The organism is Solibacillus sp. FSL W7-1464 (assembly GCF_038004425.1).
Taxonomy (GTDB): domain Bacteria; phylum Bacillota; class Bacilli; order Bacillales_A; family Planococcaceae; genus Solibacillus.
In genome coordinates this window covers 1,211,229-1,228,282 of record NZ_JBBORC010000001.1, presented here as the reverse complement: position 1 = coordinate 1,228,282, position 17,054 = coordinate 1,211,229, and the positions used below count along the sequence as shown (strand labels likewise).

Here is a 17,054-nt window from a genome sequence, read left to right as displayed (position 1 = left end):
GCTTCTTTCTAATTCAAAATCATTACGATTTACATCATGTTAGTATAATGCAGTTTTTTGTTCATGTAAAGGGAATAAACTTGAGAGGATGGAGACAATTCAAATGCTACAGTGGTTTGATAACCTAAAAGGAATGAATGACAGCCAGCTACAGGATTTTGCAAAACAGCAGGGGCTTGAATTGAGCCTGGAAGAAATTCAGAAGCTGCAAAAAATTTTGAAGCATGCCAATATCAGCTGGGCTCTGACCGGCATTCCAAAAGAGGTATTACAAAAAATTCAGAAGCTGCTTGGGGATAAACGCTATAAAAAGTTGATGAAGCTCGTCGGATTGTAATTTATTATTAATCGGAATTTTCGTGTACACACTTTTGTAAAACCCGTAAAATTATCTCCCATATAAAGCAAAAATCAGCCGCAACACGGCTGATTTTTTATTCTTACTTTTTTCATTACTTTCAATGCTTTATTGACATTGTGACAAATTGTAACCTTATTCCATTTCGTTGCTAAATAAGTCTCGCATTAAATCATTGTACATTTTACTGTCTTTAGGTATATAATGCACTGTTTCTAAATCGTAAAACTTAATACGCATGGTCATATCCTTTTTTTGAAGGTACACCCTTACGCTTGCCATGTCCTTATAGACGCCCTTGTCCGTTTCACTTGTTACTACGCCTTGCGCTTTAAATACTGCCATTAATTTACCCCTTTTAAGATATTATATTGTGTTTATTTTAATGGTAAGGGAAAATAGGGATTACTTCAGCTAACCACTTTGCGTAACTTCAAAAGATATAACTTAAATTCCTATCGTGCCAGCTCCACATTTTCTACACAAACTTCGATTGCCAGTTCAATGGCCGCTGTCAGATCCCGCATTGACCAGCCTGGAATTCGGCCGTGCTCAATCGCCAGCTCGAATGATGCAGGGATGTGGATAAATCCTGTAGCTCGAATCGCTTCATTCTTCGCAGCATAGTACAAGCCTTCATACATTATATTATTGCATAAATACGTTCCTGCTGAATTCGATATTGCCGTCGGATAACCTGCAGTATTTAATCGGTTGACGATTTTGCGGATCGGCAATGTCGACAAATACGCAACATCCCCGTCTTCTTTGATCGGTGCATCTTCAAACGCATTCCCCGCATTGTCCTTTTCTCCATCCTTTACATTCAATGCAACACGTTCCGGAGAAATTTTTGTAATGCCCGACGCTAACCCTAATGAAATGATAATCGTCGGCTTTACTTCTTCGACCAGTGCCATAAATTGTTCCGGTGCTTTTGCGAAGTCAACAGATAGGACATGACCAACAATTTCAAACTGGCCGGTCGTTTTTCCGTTCAGTGCCTGCACGACTTCCATTGTAGGATTGATCGGATTTGATAAAAACGGTTCAAATCCTGTTAAAAGTAATTTCTCCATCTGTTCTGCCCCTTTATAAGTTTTTTACAAGCGCTGCCATTGTACGGTCAATGTATACATTTCCACTCGATTTGTTTTCCAGTAAGATCGAGAAAATATATTGTTTTCCACTTTGGCCCTTCATATATCCTGATAATGTATATACATTCGGAATATACCCGGTTTTTGCATAGATTCTATTTTGCAGCCCACTGCTTGTCAGACGGCTTTTTAGTGTCCCGCCGACCATGCGATCTTTATTGCCGGCGACTGGCAATGAATCAAAAAATGTATCAAAATAAGGTTCCTCTTGAACTTTGAACAGCAGCTGCGAAAGTCCGTTTGATGTGACACGGTTTGAATTGGACAGTCCCGAGCCATCAGTAAAACGCCAGTTACTAACTGGGATATCCAATGATTCACTATATTTTTTTAATAACGTGACCCCTTTAGTCGTGCTGCCTTCCCCTAACTGCTCCTTGCCCATCGTTTTTACAAGAATATCAGCGATACTGTTGTTGCTCAGCTTCATAAACGCCGGGAAAATGGCCGCTAATGTACGGGATTCATTTGTATAAAGCAGTGTTGCATCTTGCGGAACTTTCCCGATTTTCAGCTGTGAACTTTTCACAAATTTCAACCCTTTGCCTTTCAGCGTCTGCTTGATGGCATCCATTGTATTTTTCGAAGGGTCCTGCAATGTTACCCATTCCTTTTTGCTGCTGCCCTGCGGAAGATTGCCTGAAATGATGATGCGGTTTGTGTTGTATGCACGCTTGATCGTTACTGTATTGGCACTCCCTTTTTTGACCGTTTTAGCCTGATTGGAAATGACCATACCGCTTGAATTAGGATAGATCGTAAAGCTCGGTTTTGCACCGACTTTACCCGGGCTAGCAGTAATAATAATCGTGCTTGCATCAAAGTCGTTGTTCGGCGACATCGTAATGGCGGAAGTACGTGCTCCGAAGTAATAAGTCTCATCTGATTTTATGACACCGGGCGGCAATGTACTGCCGGAAAACGCCTTATCATCGCCGATTAAGTGACCATTGATCGTGCGAATGCCATTCTTCATCAAGATGTCGGAAAACTCGATAAAGTCTTCCCTTGTCAATGTAGGGTCGCCGCTTCCTTTTATGTACACATTCCCGTTCAATGTACCGTTGACGATAAGGCCATCGATATATAAATCTGTTTTAAAACGGTAATCCTCTCCTAACATTTCCAATGCTGCAGCCCCGGAAACTAACTTCATATTCGAAGCTGGCCGCATCAGCTTGTCCCCATTTTGCGAATAAACGATTTTACCGGTCTCTGCGTCACGAACCGTCACAGCTGCATTATTTTTCCCTAAATGTGTTGTTACGGTACTATTGACCGATGCAAAACTTTGAATAGGCAATGAAAAGAATAATGCAAATAAAATGACGAGCTGAATTATTTTTCTCATCAGCTGATTCCTCCTTTTGAATATTGCTAATTTACAGTTAACTTATTATAACAAATTATGACATAAAAAAAGCAAAAAAACATACTTTGCATCAAATTTATGCAAAGTATGTTTTCCTTGTTTTTATTATTCGCGCAGTGCATCAATTAATGCTGGCTGGAATTCACTGTTGCGAAGCATCGCAATTTCGTGTAAATATGGCGCTTTTTTATTTTTAGCATCCGGACCGACAAATGGTGTTTCCAGTATTTTCGGCAAATGCATCAGCTGTGGATGATGGACGATATAATGTATCGCCTCAAAACCGATTTCGCCAAAACCGATATTTTCATGACGGTCTTTAGCAGCACCGCGCACATTTTTCGAATCATTGATGTGCAGCACTTTTAAACGGTCCAATCCGATTGTTTTGTCGAATTCATTTAACACACCGTCAAAGTCACCTACAACGTCGTAGCCAGCATCATGGATATGGCAAGTGTCCATACAGATCGACAGGCGCTCATTGTTTGTCACCCCATCGATAATGCGTGCCAACTCTTCAAATGTACGGCCGATTTCAGTGCCTTTGCCGGCCATTGTTTCGAGTGCAATCTGTACCGGGTAGTCCTGAGTCAGCACTTCATTCAAACCTTCTACAATGCGCTCAATACCCGCATCAACCCCTGCACCGACATGAGCACCCGGATGCAGCACGATTTGTGTCGCTTCAAGTGCAGCTGTACGTTTAATTTCTTCCTGCAGAAAGTTTACGCCAAGCTCGAACGTTTCCGGCTTTGTCGTATTTCCCAAATTAATAATATAAGGTGCATGGACAACAATGTTGGATAGCCCGTTTTCTTTCATATGGAGCAGCCCCTTCATAATATTCAGCTCTTCAATCGGCTTTCTACGCGTATTTTGAGGTGCGCCCGTATAGATCATAAAAGTATTGGCACCATAGCTTAATGCTTCTTCACTGGCACCTAGCAGCATTTTTTTTCCGCTCATTGAAACATGTGAACCTAATAACATTCTACTTTCCTCCATTTAACGAACAACAGGCTGCATAGAAGTATATTTCTAGGCAGCCCCTTGTAAAATTATCTATTGTTGCGGCGCGCTTTAATACGGCGTTCGCGTTTTTTCACTTTTTCCATTTCCCACTTCATATTACGTTTATAGCCTGGCTTTACTTTCTTCGGCTTACGTACGAGGGCTTTGGCTTTCGCATCGATTTCATCTTCTTTACGCTCACCTTTACGGTTTGCACGTTGGTGACGGTCTTTTAAATCAGACCATTCGCCATTTTTAATATCTTTTTGTACAAATGGTATGCCCATTTTTTCGATGCGTACAATTGCATCTTCCTCTTCCGGCTGGTACAACGTAATTGCTGTTCCCTTAGAACCGGCACGTGCTGTACGGCCAACACGGTGAATGAAGAATTCAAGATCTTCCGGAATTTCATAGTTAATGACATGCGAAATTCCTTGAATATCAATACCACGTGCAGCTAAATCTGTCGCTACAATATATTGGAACTCAAGATCACGTACTTGCTTCATCATTTTTTTACGGTCACGCGGGCTTAAATCGCCGTGGATTTGTCCTGCACGGATACCTTGTTCTGCTAAAAAGCTCGCTACAGATTCTGCATTTTTACGTGTATTACAGAAAATAACCGCCAAGAATGGGTTAATTCCTTTAATTACTTCAAGTAATCGTGTATTACGCGCTTTCGAACGTACAGGTACTAATACAAAATCAATGCCTTCCGCTACCGGACGTTTGTCATTCATATGAATATGAATCGGTGAATCCATGTATTTCTTCAAGAATGGTTTTAATTTTTCAGGAATTGTCGCTGAGAAAACGAACATTTCAAGCTTTTCCGGCATATGCGACGCAAAACCGTCAATATCCTCAATGAAGCCCATGTCAAATGCCAAATCTGCTTCATCGACAACTAAAATCGGAGCAGTGTGTACGAGCAATGCATTTTCTTTTACCAAGTCCTTAATACGACCCGGTGTGCCTACAACGATTTGCGGCTGTGTTTTTAAACGATCGATTGTACGTTGTTTGTCCGTACCGCCGATAAATAATTTAGTTGAAATTTCCGTTCCTTCAACCAGCTGGTTTAATGCATCAAAAATTTGTTGTGCCAGCTCACGCGTAGGCGATGTAATAACCGCCTGTACTTCTTGATTTTCTTCTACGATACGCTCTACGATTGGCAATAAAAAACTATGTGTTTTTCCTGTACCTGTATGAGCTTGTCCGATTGCACTCTTACCTTTTAATACGAGTGGAATCATTTCTTTTTGAATGGGTGTCGGCTCTGTAAATCCAAGCTTTGCAATGGCGTCCTGCAAAAATGGCTTGAATTGATAATCAGTATATTTTGACATTCACGTACCTCCTTACATCTTTCCTATTGTACCATAATTCGTACATTTAAGTGACCATCTGCATATCATAACGGTAAATAGTTTCAACGTCAAACAGTTGAGACGAATTTATGAAAGAAAATTGTAATATCATGTCGATTTTTAGAAAGGAGTCTATTATGCGCCCACCTTATTACTTCCAACCTCAAGCAATGATGAATCAAATGCCGGTTGCACCACGCTTTCCAATGTATGCACCATACATGATGCGAGGTCCGGCATCAGGGGCAGGTCCGATTCCTGGGATAGGTCCAATACCTGGAGCTGGTCAGTTTATGAATCAAATGCCTATTCCGCCTCAAGCACCTATGCCTGGAGCAGGAGCAGTTGCAGGAAATGTACCGAAACTTGAAGGTTTTTTGTCAGGAGCAAACTCTTTATTTAATAATGCCCAAAAATTCACGCCTTATATTCAGCAGGCGGCCCCAATGTTTAAAAATCTGCCGGCTTTATGGCGTTTATACAAAGGATTTAAAGATACATCGGACCCGCTGGAGTCTTCCACTGTTTCGATGCCACAAGAAAGACCAAGAGAAAGAATGAGAGAAAGAGGCAATCAGCGAGGCAACCGACAAGAACAAGAACCGGTTGAAGAGAAAATTACATCAAAACCATCATTACCGAAAATATTTCAGCCGCCTTTTGAATAACACCATAAAAGCTACCCCAAGCAACTGGGTGCAGATTCGACAATTTACCTCGAGTCCTCTCTCTTTTGCATTCTGGAGTAGCTTTCTATTTTTATAAATTGTCCATTTTTTATCCCGTACATCTACCGGCCAGCTCTTAAAACAGGACTGAATTCTCCTCCAGCTCATTTTCTACGTTCTGTAATAGGGTTTCCGCATTTTCTGATTTAATAAGATTCCCATTTACAATCGCAAATAAATGACATTCGCAAATTTCACAGTTTGAAGTACAGCCGGATTCCGTTATTTCCAAATCGTCGCGCTCCAGCAGCACATCATACACATCCGCTGCACCGAGCGATAAATTCGTCATGCAAAACTCTACCTGATTTTTTAAAGCGACCGTTTTATTCCTCTTAAAAAAAGAAAACGCCATTCCATTTCCCCGCTTTACGTTTTATTTATTTCTGCTATTATAGCAAACGTTCGCAAAATTCTGTACTTAAGCTATCATTTCGGTACATATCGCCATTTCCGTCGAATTTCATAGAGATTTCAGTAAGCGAACTTTGAATTAAACATACACGTCCTATATAATGAAATTACATGGCTTTGAAAGGAGTTACGTATAAATGAAAGTTTTAAAAATTAATCCGCGTGGATACTGCTATGGGGTAGTAGACGCTATGGTCATTGCACGCAATGCCGCACTTGATCCGACATTACCAAGACCAATCTACATTTTAGGTATGATTGTACACAATAAACATGTTACAGATGCATTTGAACAAGATGGCATCATTACGCTTGATGGCGAAAATCGCAAAGAAATAATCGAACAGGTAGAGCAGGGCACGGTTATTTTCACAGCACACGGTGTATCACCTGAAATTCGCGAAATCGCCAGACGTAAAGGGCTCGTATCAATTGACGCGACATGCCCGGACGTTACGGTGACACATGATCTAATCCGTGAAAAAACAGCGGAAGGCTACGATATTATTTACATCGGTAAAAAGGGACATCCTGAACCAGAAGGCGCAATCGGTGTTGCACCAGACCATGTTCACCTAGTCCAATCGATGAAAGATATCGATAACCTGTCTTTTGAAAACGAAAAAATTCTTGTAACAAACCAAACGACGATGAGTCAATGGGATGTTGCTTTCCTGATGGATAGTTTAAAAGAAAAATTCCCGCATGTCGAAGTGCATAAAGAAATTTGTCTGGCCACACAAGTCCGCCAAGAAGCAGTAGCTGAACAAGCGGGTGCTTCCGATTTATTAATCGTTGTCGGCGATCCAAAATCGAACAACTCGAACCGTCTGACACAAGTATCGGTAGAAATAGCCGGGACGCCATCTTACCGCATTTCGGATATTTCAGAGCTGCAGATCGAGTGGCTGGAAAATGTTGAAACAGTAGCAGTAACAGCAGGTGCTTCAACACCGACGCCAATCGTTAAGGAAGTCCTATCATTCTTGGAGAAGTTCGATAAAAACGATCCTGCAACACATGAAATTGTACGCTCCGTAACTTTGGATAAAATTCTGCCGAAGATTAAAGCACCAAAACCTGTTGAAAAAATTATGCCTTACTAAAAGCCAGTAAGCGGAGCATAACCGCTTATTTCATAAATACAAAAAATCTCAATTTTCTTCCCTCGGAGAAAATTGAGATTTTTGTTGTTTCGGATTAAATAAACTGGAACGGCTCAGTATTAATTTTTGATTGGATAAATTCTACTGGCAATTTCTGATCCTCACATAAAGAAGCCATTTTTTCCGCTACGCCTTTAATCATGACTTTTTCAACATGGTGGCCCGGATCAACAATGCTTAAACCATCCACTTCTGCATCCTGAGCCATATGGAATCCGATATCTCCCGTCACAAATACATCGGCCCCTGCAAATTTTGCAGCCCGGATATATTTATTGCCGTCTCCCCCGACAACTGCAACCTTCTGGACAACCCGATCCAAAGGTCCAACCGCACGGAGGCAAGGCACGTCCAGCTGCACTTTCACAAACTCTGCAAACTCTCGTAATGTCATCGGTTGTTTCAGCTTGCCGATTCGGCCAAGCCCCTGTTCATTTGTGTCTACGTCCATCGTAAACAGATCATATGCAGGTTCTTCATACGGGTGGTTGTTCAGCATCGCCTTTAATATTTTATTTTTCATCGATTGCGGGAACACGACTTCCACCTTTTCCTCTTCCTCGATATGAAGCTCACCGATTTCTCCTACAGCCGGGTCTGCTCCTTCTGTGGCACGGAAACGGCCTTTCCCCTGCAATGTATAGCTGCACGCCTCATAGTGGCCCAAACGACCTGCTCCGGCTTTAGCCAGGACATCCCGTAAAGCATCTGCATCATCCACAGGAACGAATACGGCGAGTTTCATCATTTTTTCTTCGAAGGTTACTTCCAGCGTTTTACGGTTCTCAAGTTGCAGGGCATCTGCCAGCAAATCATTGACTCCGCCTGGTGCTACATCGAGATTCGTGTGGGCTGCATAAACAGCGATATCATTTTTCAGGCACTTTTCATACAGTGCCCCTTTCGGATTATCTGTACGCAAATTCGATAGCTTCATGAAAATCGGCGGGTGATGTGCAATGATGAGCTCACAGCCGTTATCGATGGCCTCATCTACGACTTCATTTGTCACGTCCAGTGTCACAAGCACTTTCGTGACAGGTTTGTTTAATGTACCAATGGCCAATCCGATCGGGTCATTCGGCATGCATGCATATTTTTTAGGTGACCATGATTCGAATAGTTGGATAATCTCGTTGCCATTTACGGATTTCACGCAATCGCCTCCTGTACCATTTTAATGTAATGTGTCAGTTGTTCAAATTTTTCCTGATTTTCAGCTGTTTTTTCAGCTTCTGAAATCGCTTGTTGAACACGTTGCCAATTCGCGATTTCACGTGACCATTTTTCAATGAAAACAGGTACTTTCGTTTCCATCAGCTTTGGACCAAGCAAAGTTTGCGCTTCGTTTAATTTCATTTCCCCGCGCTGTAATACAAGGACCTCATAGATTTTCCCGTCCTCTTCTAAAATAACCTCATCCTGGATTGCCCAGCCATTTGCCATGGCCCATTCGCGGATCGCCTTTGCATGGATATTCGGCTGTAAAATTAAACGGGTTACCGTTTTTAGCGCTTGCGGATGCTTTTCCAAAATGGATACAATGAGTGGTCCGCCCATTCCTGCAATCGTCACAGCAGTAATTCCATCCGCTTCTTCAACAGCCGCCAGACCATCAGCCATGCGTACCGTAATTTTATCTGTCAAGCCTTCAGTGCGGACTTGTTTTACAGCTGATTCATAAGGTCCTTTCACAACCTCACCCGCTACTGCACGTGCAGCAATTCCTTTATGCACCAAATAACACGGTAAATAGGCATGATCACTTCCGATATCCGCTACAATTGCTCCTGTCGGGACAAATGAAGCGACCGTTTCAAGTCGTTTTGAAAGTTTTTGTGCGTTCATATTTATATATCCTCTTTTCTATATCACAAACTACCCCTATTATATAGAACTTTACTTGAAACGTCTCTTTCCAGAATACAAAAAAGTGCAGAACAGGATCACTCCATTTCTGCACTTGGCTATTCATTATAAACCTGAAATATACTCGGCTACTGCATCTGCTTCCGCTTCGTTTTTAAGAACCGGTGGCATCATGCCGTTTTCTGAACCATTTAATGCGTAATCTTTAATATGCTCAGCATCTAATCCAACGATTGAAGGACCTCCACCACCAGTTAAATCACCACCGTGGCACGAAATACAGTTCTTTTGAGCAATATCTTCACCATTTAATTCAGCAGTTTCCCCTGAATGTTCACCGTCCGCACTGTTTTTATCAGCTGCACCCTCAAATGACATGAAGAAAATTAGTCCGATACCGAATGCCATGATAAGTACGTAAGGAATAAGTGGATTGTTTCTCATTGCGTTCCCCTCCCTCATTAAATATTCTATTACATGCTAGACTTTTGCCTAGTAAACAATATTAATTGTACTTGATTCTATAGAAAACTGAAAGGCTTAATGAACAAGTTTTACTAGCTTTGTAACAATTTTACCAATTTGCTATTTCTATCATAATATATGTCTTGCAATTACCATTTTCTGTACTTCGGATGTTCCTTCACCGATTTCCAGCAGTTTCGCATCCCGTAAATAGCGCTCTACTTCATACTCTTTCATATAGCCGTAGCCGCCATGAATTTGAATGGCTTCATCGCAAACTTCCATAGCCATCTCGGAAGCATAGTATTTTGCGATCGCAGCCTCTTTCCCGAATGGACGCCCCTGATCTTTCAGCCATGCCGCTTTGTATACAAATGTCCGTGCTAATTGTATTTTTACCTCCATATCAGCCAGTTTAAACTGTGTTGCCTGAAACTCCGCCAGCGCTTTTCCGAATTGCTTGCGTTCTTTTGCATATTGAACCGCTTTATTCAGTGCGCCTTGTGCAATTCCTACAGCCATTGCCGCAATACCGATTCGGCCACCATCCAGCGTTGTTAAAAATTGCTTAAAACCATTTCCCCGGACCCCTAGTAAATTCTCTTCCGGCACCCGGACATTTTCTAAAATCAGTTCTGTTGTATTCGAAGCATTCAAGCCCATCTTTTCGTATTCCGACTTGATCGTAAATCCTTTCGCATCTGTCGGTACGATAATGGCGCTAATTTCTTTTTTGTTTCCATCCCGATTTGTGATAGCTGTTAACGCTAAATGTTTGGCATAACTTGCATTTGTTATAAAAACCTTCGATCCGTTAATGACAAATTCTCCATTTTCCAGCACAGCGGTCGTTTCTGTACCGCCTGCATCTGAACCGGCATTAGGCTCTGTTAAACCGAATGCCCCGAAAGATTCGCCCGTACAGATCGGCGTTAAATACTTTTCCTTTTGCGCCTCGGTACCGAATAAATTTAGTGGTGCTCCGCCCAATGAAATATGAGCCGAATACGTAATCCCTGTTGATGCACATGTACGGCTCAGCTCTTCTGTAACGATTGCAAAGCTGATTGTATCTGCACCCGCCCCGCCATATTGTTCGGGAAACGGCAGACCCATAATTCCCATATTGGATAGTTCTTTAAAAATTTCTACTGGAAAGGCTTTCGTTTTATCCCGCTCGACTGCTCCTGGTGCCACTACTTCATCTGAAAACTCACGTATCATCTTTTGTAACATCGCTTGCTCTGTTGTTAAATCAAAATGCATACCATTCATCCTCTCAGCCTATTTCATTTCAATTCTATTGTAATCCAAAAATATGTATTTTTACAGAAAATATATGTTTTTTGCAGAGTAATTTGTAAAAAACAGACGAAAAAGGCTATACAGAAAGTTTCACTGAATCTGCATAGCTTAAAAAGAATAGTATAGGTTTATGTAGGATTTTGCTTTTCCTAAATGAAATATATCCATGCACCAATAATGGCAATTAAACCAAGAATGCCTGAAATCGTAAAATAAATAATTTTCAGTTTGATCCCGCTTAACAGCCAAAATACACAGTTTACAATAAGGATAATATAAAGCATTTCATTGTTTCCGGCAAAATACGTTGTACTCACTTTCAATGAAACACCTAGAATCGCTAATGCGGTCGCCAGCTGCAGCATCACTGCCATAAGATGATTTCGTTTTGCAAAGTAGATCGCCCCGATCAGACAGCCCGCTGCAAAAACTGCCGCAACTGCAATGACAACCCATTCAAACTGCATCGTAAACAGCAACAGCAACATCACCATTGCAATAATCGGGAAAAACATCGATACATTGCGGTTTCTTCGTTTTTCGACATTTATGACGGCGTTTTTTGATTTTCCTGTAATTTCTTCTTGCTGATTTCCTTCCGAATAAAGGGACATCAGAAAATCACAGTAATGTTCCGGTAGCATTTTGTTTTGTTTCCAGAACGTAATTTCATTCATAATAATTTGTTTTTTTGGATTTGACATCGTTTCGCTCCAAATCTGAATTTATATGCTCTATCATATTGTAGATAATTCCCGACTGAACAACATCGGTAAAAAGCAATATCATTATTCTCGGAAAATAGTAATTATCCGCTATATTTACACAAAAAAAGATGAAGAGTAATATACTCCTTCATCTTTTCCATGTTTGCTTATTCCAAGAAATCTTTTAAGCGTTTTGAGCGAGATGGATGACGTAGTTTACGTAATGCTTTCGCCTCGATTTGACGAATACGTTCACGTGTAACGCCAAACACTTTCCCTACTTCTTCTAAAGTGCGTGTACGGCCATCATCTAAACCGAAACGTAAACGCAATACGTTTTCTTCACGGTCTGTTAATGTATCCAGCACGTCCTCTAGCTGTTCCTTCAACAATTCATATGCTGCATGATCAGAAGGAGACTGTGCTTCCGAGTCTTCAATGAAATCACCCAGATGTGAATCATCTTCTTCCCCGATTGGTGTTTCCAATGATACAGGCTCTTGTGCAATTTTTAAAATTTCACGGACTTTTTCAGGTGTTAAATCCATTTCTTCCCCAATTTCCTCCGGAGAAGGTTCACGGCCTAAATCCTGAAGAAGCTGGCGTTGTACACGGATTAATTTGTTGATTGTTTCAACCATGTGTACCGGAATACGGATTGTACGTGCCTGGTCTGCAATCGCGCGTGTAATCGCCTGACGGATCCACCATGTTGCATAAGTCGAGAACTTGAAGCCTTTACGGTGGTCAAATTTTTCAACCGCTTTAATCAGACCCATATTCCCTTCTTGAATAAGATCAAGGAACAGCATCCCACGGCCTACATAACGTTTTGCAATCGAAACTACAAGACGCAGGTTGGCTTCAGCCAGACGTTTACGTGCTTCTTCGTCACCTTGCTCGATACGTTCCGCTAAGCGGATTTCCTGATCGGCAGAAAGTAAATCCACACGTCCGATTTCTTTTAAGTACATACGTACCGGGTCATTAATTTTAACGCCAGGAGGAACACTTAAATCATTTAAGTCGAATGCTTCTTCGCTCGATTCCTGCTTAGAAAGCGCTTCTTCTTCAAATTCTTCTTTTCCTTCGACTGTTACATCATTTTTTTCGATTTCATCGGCAAAGTTAAAAATCTCTTCGTTTTCCAGTTCAAAAAATGCTAATGTATCAGAAATTTCCTTCATTGACATTTCGCCAACCTGTTTTGCTTTAGCTAACAGTTGCTTTTTTACCTGCTCTAATGAAACCCCGTTTACTACCGTATCTTTTGAATGTTTTGACTTGTCCGCCATAAACCTTCCTCCTTCTAAAAACAAATCGCGTTAAACGCCCATTTTTATCTTTCTATTTAAGTTAATTATCTGTTGGGCAATCTCAAGTGCTCGTCTATGCTCATGCATTTTTTCTGCTTCTTTTTGTTGATGCTTCAATTGTTCAATCTGTAGTTCTAATCGGCGTTTTTCGATTTGTTTTAAACAATCAGTTATCTCCGCTTCACCATTATCAGGGTCACGTTCAAGTAACGCAGCATCCATCACGATTTTACGTAAATCATGATCATCCAACACTTCGACGAATCGATGGAAATCAGCCATTTCATATTCTTCGTAAAAACCAATTAAACGAACAAATACGGATAAATATTCCTCATGGATGAAAGGTTCGTTATTTCCCTCTCTGAGAACTTTATTCACAATATTTACATCATGCAACATATGTGCTAAAAGTATACTTTCCGCACGGTCTGTTGCATCTTTTTTACGCTCCCTTTGAAGAAGGACAGCTGGTTGTTCCACCATTTTCCGATCGCGTTTCTGCTCTTTTACATTATCTGCGACCATTTTTCTTAATTGGGTACTGATCGCCTCTTGGGAAATATTCGTTTCATTTGCCAATTGACGAATGTATAAATCACGTTCGGTTGGAGAAGTATTATTTTTTAATGTTTCCAGAACTTCTTGAATGTATTGAAGTGTGTCATTTTCAAATTGAAAATTTTTGCCGCGTTTCGCATGCATCATCATAAATGCAATATAAGCGTGCGGCTTTTCTATTATTTGATTTTTAAATGCCTCTTGTCCGTGTGAGCGAATGTACTCGTCCGGATCAAGTTTATCTGGTAAAACAGCGACCTCAACTTTAATCTGTTCTTGATGAAGCATATGTGCAGCACGCTTGGCAGCCTCAAAACCAGCATTATCACCATCATAGCAAATCGTAATTTGCTGAACTAAGCGTTTGAGCTTTGTAATATGCTGGGGCGTAAGAGACGTACCCATCGTTGCTACAGCATTGTATATACCTGCTTGGTTTGCTGCTAAAACATCAATAAAGCCTTCCATTAAAATTACTTGTCTTGATTTACGGATAGATGCCCGCGCCTTATCCAAATTATAAAGTACTTGACTTTTGTGGAAGATTGGCGTTTCAGGACTATTTAAGTACTTAGCATCTTCGCCATCGGAATTTAAAATCCTGCCAGAAAATGCAATCGTTTTTCCATTTTCATCTCGGATCGGAAACATGATCCGTCCTCGGAAACGGTCAAAGTAGCTGTCATCACTTTCTTTACGAATAATGAGACCACTTTCGGCCATTTCTTCCAAATCATAACCTTTACGCTCCAGTAAGATTGACAGCGTGTCCCAATTCGGCATCGCCCATCCTATCTGATGTGTTTCGATTTGCTCGCGTGTAAATCCTCTTTCAAGCAAATAATTCAATGCAGGTTCGCCATCTTCTGTATTCATTAAAATATGATGATAAAACTCCACTGCAAACGTATGAGCCTCTCGCATTTGCTGCTCTTTTTTTGAAATGGGCGAATTCGACATCGATTGATCGGTCGATAATTCCATTTCAAGCGGAATACCCGCACGCTGACTTAGTTTTATGAGTGCATCCGGAAACGAAAGGTGTTCCATATCCATTACAAATGTAATGGCGTTTCCTCCTGCCCCACAGCCAAAACAGTGAAATATCTGTTTATCGCTGGATACGGAAAAAGAGGGTGTTTGCTCACCATGGAATGGACATAATCCAAAATAGTTGCGCCCTCTTTTCGTTAACTGCATATAATCGCTAATGACATCGACTATATCGGACTGCGAGCGAATTTGTTCAATCACATGTTCGGGTATTTTTCCAGCCACATTATCACCATCTACAGTATTCGAGATAAATTACAAATTTCCTCTATAATACGACAAAATTTCTTAAAAAATTTGTAATTACCCTATAATAATTATTTTTACCACAATTTTATTATTATAAAACAAAAAGACTATTGTTGCTATAGAATTTCAAAAAAATAATCAGAATATAACTATAAATGTCGAATTTCGGCAAAATATAAACGTTTTTCTGGAACAAAAGTATAGTTCACTTAGTTTCTTAAAAAACGCAAATATTATTCCACCAAAAAAACCTCCTCTTCTAATTTGGAGAGGCGGCTTTGGTTGCTATCAACAATCAAGCTCTAGCATATCAATTATTTTATGTGCTGTTTCTTCAACAGCGCGATTTGTTACATCTATCGTTCGACAACCTATTTTATCAACAATACTATAAAAATAGCTAATTTCCTGCTCAATTCTAGTATGCTGTGCATAAAAGGCGTTTTCAGTTAAACCTAATGTTATGAGACGCTCTTTCCGAATATTGTTGAGTTTTTCCGGTGTAATGACTAACCCAAAACATTTTTTCGGATCGATTTGCATCAATTCTATAGGGGGTTCAACTTCCGGAACGAGCGGCACATTTGCCACTTTATATCGTTTATGCGCTAAATATTGAGATAAAGGCGTTTTCGATGTTCTGGATACACCGACCAAAACAATATCCGCCAGCAAAATGCCGCGCGGATCCTGCCCATCATCATATTTAACGGCAAATTCGATTGCTTCGATCTTTTTGAAATAATCATCATCCAATTGATGAACAAGCCCCGGCTTTTGCAGTGGCATTTCATCAAAGGAAGTTTCGATCAGGTCAAGCATCGATCCCAATAAGTCGATCGCATGCACCTTATATTCACTTGCGATTTTTTGAAGTGCTTGTCTCATCTGCTTTTCAACAAGTGTAAAGACAATCGTTGCTTCATTTGCAATAGCAATTTGTACAATTTTCTCGAGGACGTCCACATTTGCAATATGAGGAAACTTTCGAATTCTTACTTTTTCAAAGTTTGGCCGAAACTGGCTTACTACGGCTTTGACAGCAGCTTCTCCTGTTTCACCGACGGAATCTGATACGACAAATATAGTTAATTTTTTCATAAGGTCACCTATAAATCATGCGTTTCTGCCAACGAAATAAACGCACGTGTAATATTTGTCTTCGTTAATCGTCCGGTAATGACCAATCCCTGCTCGGTTTCTTCAACAACCGGCATCGAATCAATCTCTCGTTCTATTAACTTTTTGGCAGCCACGATTAATGACTCCGAATTAACACAATAGGCAATGTTCGGCATTCTCGTCATAATTATATGCACAGGCATTTTATTTAAATCCTGTGTTCCGATACTCGAACGAAGTAAATCTTTTCGAGACAGCACACCTTGTAATATTTTATCTTTATCAATAACGAAAAGTGTTCCGACATCTTCGGAAAACATATGGATAATCGCATCATAGACTGTCATATCATCCGGAACAACTACCGGGATCGACTGAAAATCCTTTACTTTTAAATTCAGCATGGATTCCGTAAAGGCAGCTGTTGTTTTTTTACCTGCATAGAAGTAGCCGACACGTGGGCGCGCATCTAAAAATCCAGCCATCGTTAATATAGCTAGATCAGGTCGGAGTGTAGCGCGCGTTAATCCAAGGCGCTCAGCGATATGTTCGCCCGTAATAGGGCCATTTTCTTTTACAATTTGCAAGATTACATCTTGACGTTTATTGAGTTCGATTGGACTCACCCGCTTCAAATAATGTTATACTTTTTCATTAATTATTATATACTATTTCCTTCTATATTGCGAAGAAAACAAACCCATGCTACAATATTAGCGAACAACACACTTGTTGTTTATGAATATTAATATGTAAGCGATGAAGGGATTTATAAGTATCAATTCTAACATAAGCGAGTAGGGATAGTGCAAGCCT

18 protein-coding genes are annotated in these 17,054 nt (G+C 40.6%); 3 read left to right on the top strand and 15 right to left on the bottom strand.

The window, feature by feature from the left end:
- Positions 1–103 precede the first annotated feature (103 nt).
- The gene (locus tag MKZ25_RS05790) at positions 104–337 is read left to right on the top strand and encodes an isopropylmalate synthase (protein ID WP_340800655.1); all 234 of its coding nucleotides are present in this window, start codon (positions 104–106) and stop codon (positions 335–337) included.
- A 156-nt stretch (positions 338–493) separates the two neighbouring features.
- Here the strand turns inward: MKZ25_RS05790 and MKZ25_RS05785 are convergent, their stop codons facing one another.
- The 5 genes from MKZ25_RS05785 to MKZ25_RS05765 all read right to left on the bottom strand — a co-directional run bounded on the left by MKZ25_RS05785 (position 494) and on the right by MKZ25_RS05765 (position 5,262).
- Entirely contained in the window at positions 494–703 is a 210-nt protein-coding gene (locus MKZ25_RS05785) for a hypothetical protein (protein ID WP_340800654.1), read from the bottom strand.
- Between the two features lie 110 nt (positions 704–813).
- Positions 814–1,437: a pyroglutamyl-peptidase I gene (locus MKZ25_RS05780; RefSeq protein WP_340800653.1), complete on the bottom strand. Its 624-nt coding sequence runs from the start codon at positions 1,435–1,437 to the stop codon at positions 814–816.
- Between the two features lie 13 nt (positions 1,438–1,450).
- A complete protein-coding gene (gene dacB / locus MKZ25_RS05775) occupies positions 1,451–2,869 on the bottom strand; it encodes a D-alanyl-D-alanine carboxypeptidase/D-alanyl-D-alanine endopeptidase (protein WP_340800652.1) in 1,419 nt (472 codons plus the stop codon).
- A 126-nt stretch (positions 2,870–2,995) separates the two neighbouring features.
- Positions 2,996–3,883: a deoxyribonuclease IV gene (locus MKZ25_RS05770; RefSeq protein WP_340800651.1), complete on the bottom strand. Its 888-nt coding sequence runs from the start codon at positions 3,881–3,883 to the stop codon at positions 2,996–2,998.
- 68 nt (positions 3,884–3,951) lie between these two features.
- Positions 3,952–5,262 carry a DEAD/DEAH box helicase gene (locus MKZ25_RS05765; protein ID WP_340800650.1) on the bottom strand — a complete coding sequence of 437 codons (1,311 nt, stop codon included), beginning with the start codon at positions 5,260–5,262 and terminating at the stop codon, positions 3,952–3,954.
- 158 nt (positions 5,263–5,420) lie between these two features.
- Between MKZ25_RS05765 and vrrA the strand changes: the two genes are divergently transcribed.
- Positions 5,421–5,951 (top strand): VrrA/YqfQ family protein, encoded by a 531-nt coding sequence (gene vrrA, locus MKZ25_RS05760; RefSeq protein WP_340800649.1) that lies wholly within the window; start codon positions 5,421–5,423, stop codon positions 5,949–5,951.
- Positions 5,952–6,087: 136 nt separating this feature from the next.
- On the opposite strand, the gene MKZ25_RS05755 is transcribed toward vrrA, so the two are convergent.
- Complete coding sequence (locus MKZ25_RS05755) at positions 6,088–6,366, bottom strand: DUF1450 domain-containing protein (RefSeq protein WP_340800648.1); 279 nt, start codon at positions 6,364–6,366, stop codon at positions 6,088–6,090.
- A gap of 196 nt (positions 6,367–6,562) precedes the next feature.
- Between MKZ25_RS05755 and MKZ25_RS05750 the strand changes: the two genes are divergently transcribed.
- Positions 6,563–7,531, top strand: a complete 969-nt coding sequence (locus MKZ25_RS05750) for a 4-hydroxy-3-methylbut-2-enyl diphosphate reductase (RefSeq protein ID WP_340800647.1) — start codon at positions 6,563–6,565, stop codon at positions 7,529–7,531.
- Between the two features lie 94 nt (positions 7,532–7,625).
- On the opposite strand, the gene MKZ25_RS05745 is transcribed toward MKZ25_RS05750, so the two are convergent.
- From MKZ25_RS05745 to MKZ25_RS05705, 9 genes are all read right to left on the bottom strand, one after another.
- The gene (locus MKZ25_RS05745) at positions 7,626–8,747 is read right to left on the bottom strand and encodes a Nif3-like dinuclear metal center hexameric protein (protein ID WP_340800646.1); all 1,122 of its coding nucleotides are present in this window, start codon (positions 8,745–8,747) and stop codon (positions 7,626–7,628) included.
- Positions 8,744–9,439 carry a tRNA (adenine(22)-N(1))-methyltransferase gene (locus MKZ25_RS05740; protein WP_340800645.1) on the bottom strand — a complete coding sequence of 232 codons (696 nt, stop codon included), beginning with the start codon at positions 9,437–9,439 and terminating at the stop codon, positions 8,744–8,746. Before MKZ25_RS05740 ends, MKZ25_RS05745 begins: the two co-directional genes overlap by 4 nt.
- A gap of 126 nt (positions 9,440–9,565) precedes the next feature.
- Complete coding sequence (locus MKZ25_RS05735) at positions 9,566–9,904, bottom strand: c-type cytochrome (RefSeq protein WP_087615306.1); 339 nt, start codon at positions 9,902–9,904, stop codon at positions 9,566–9,568.
- A gap of 150 nt (positions 9,905–10,054) precedes the next feature.
- Positions 10,055–11,191 carry an acyl-CoA dehydrogenase family protein gene (locus tag MKZ25_RS05730; protein WP_340800641.1) on the bottom strand — a complete coding sequence of 379 codons (1,137 nt, stop codon included), beginning with the start codon at positions 11,189–11,191 and terminating at the stop codon, positions 10,055–10,057.
- A 188-nt stretch (positions 11,192–11,379) separates the two neighbouring features.
- Entirely contained in the window at positions 11,380–11,934 is a 555-nt protein-coding gene (locus MKZ25_RS05725; RefSeq protein WP_340800640.1) for a hypothetical protein, read from the bottom strand.
- Positions 11,935–12,104: 170 nt separating this feature from the next.
- The gene (gene rpoD / locus MKZ25_RS05720; protein ID WP_008403109.1) at positions 12,105–13,232 is read right to left on the bottom strand and encodes an RNA polymerase sigma factor RpoD; all 1,128 of its coding nucleotides are present in this window, start codon (positions 13,230–13,232) and stop codon (positions 12,105–12,107) included.
- Between the two features lie 30 nt (positions 13,233–13,262).
- Entirely contained in the window at positions 13,263–15,092 is a 1,830-nt protein-coding gene (gene dnaG / locus MKZ25_RS05715; RefSeq protein ID WP_340800639.1) for a DNA primase, read from the bottom strand.
- A 312-nt stretch (positions 15,093–15,404) separates the two neighbouring features.
- On the bottom strand, positions 15,405–16,217 hold the full coding sequence (locus MKZ25_RS05710) for a pyruvate, water dikinase regulatory protein (RefSeq protein ID WP_340800638.1): 813 nt from the start codon (positions 16,215–16,217) through the stop codon (positions 15,405–15,407).
- Positions 16,218–16,225: 8 nt separating this feature from the next.
- Positions 16,226–16,864 (bottom strand): helix-turn-helix transcriptional regulator, encoded by a 639-nt coding sequence (locus MKZ25_RS05705; protein ID WP_340800636.1) that lies wholly within the window; start codon positions 16,862–16,864, stop codon positions 16,226–16,228.
- Positions 16,865–17,054 lie beyond the last annotated feature (190 nt).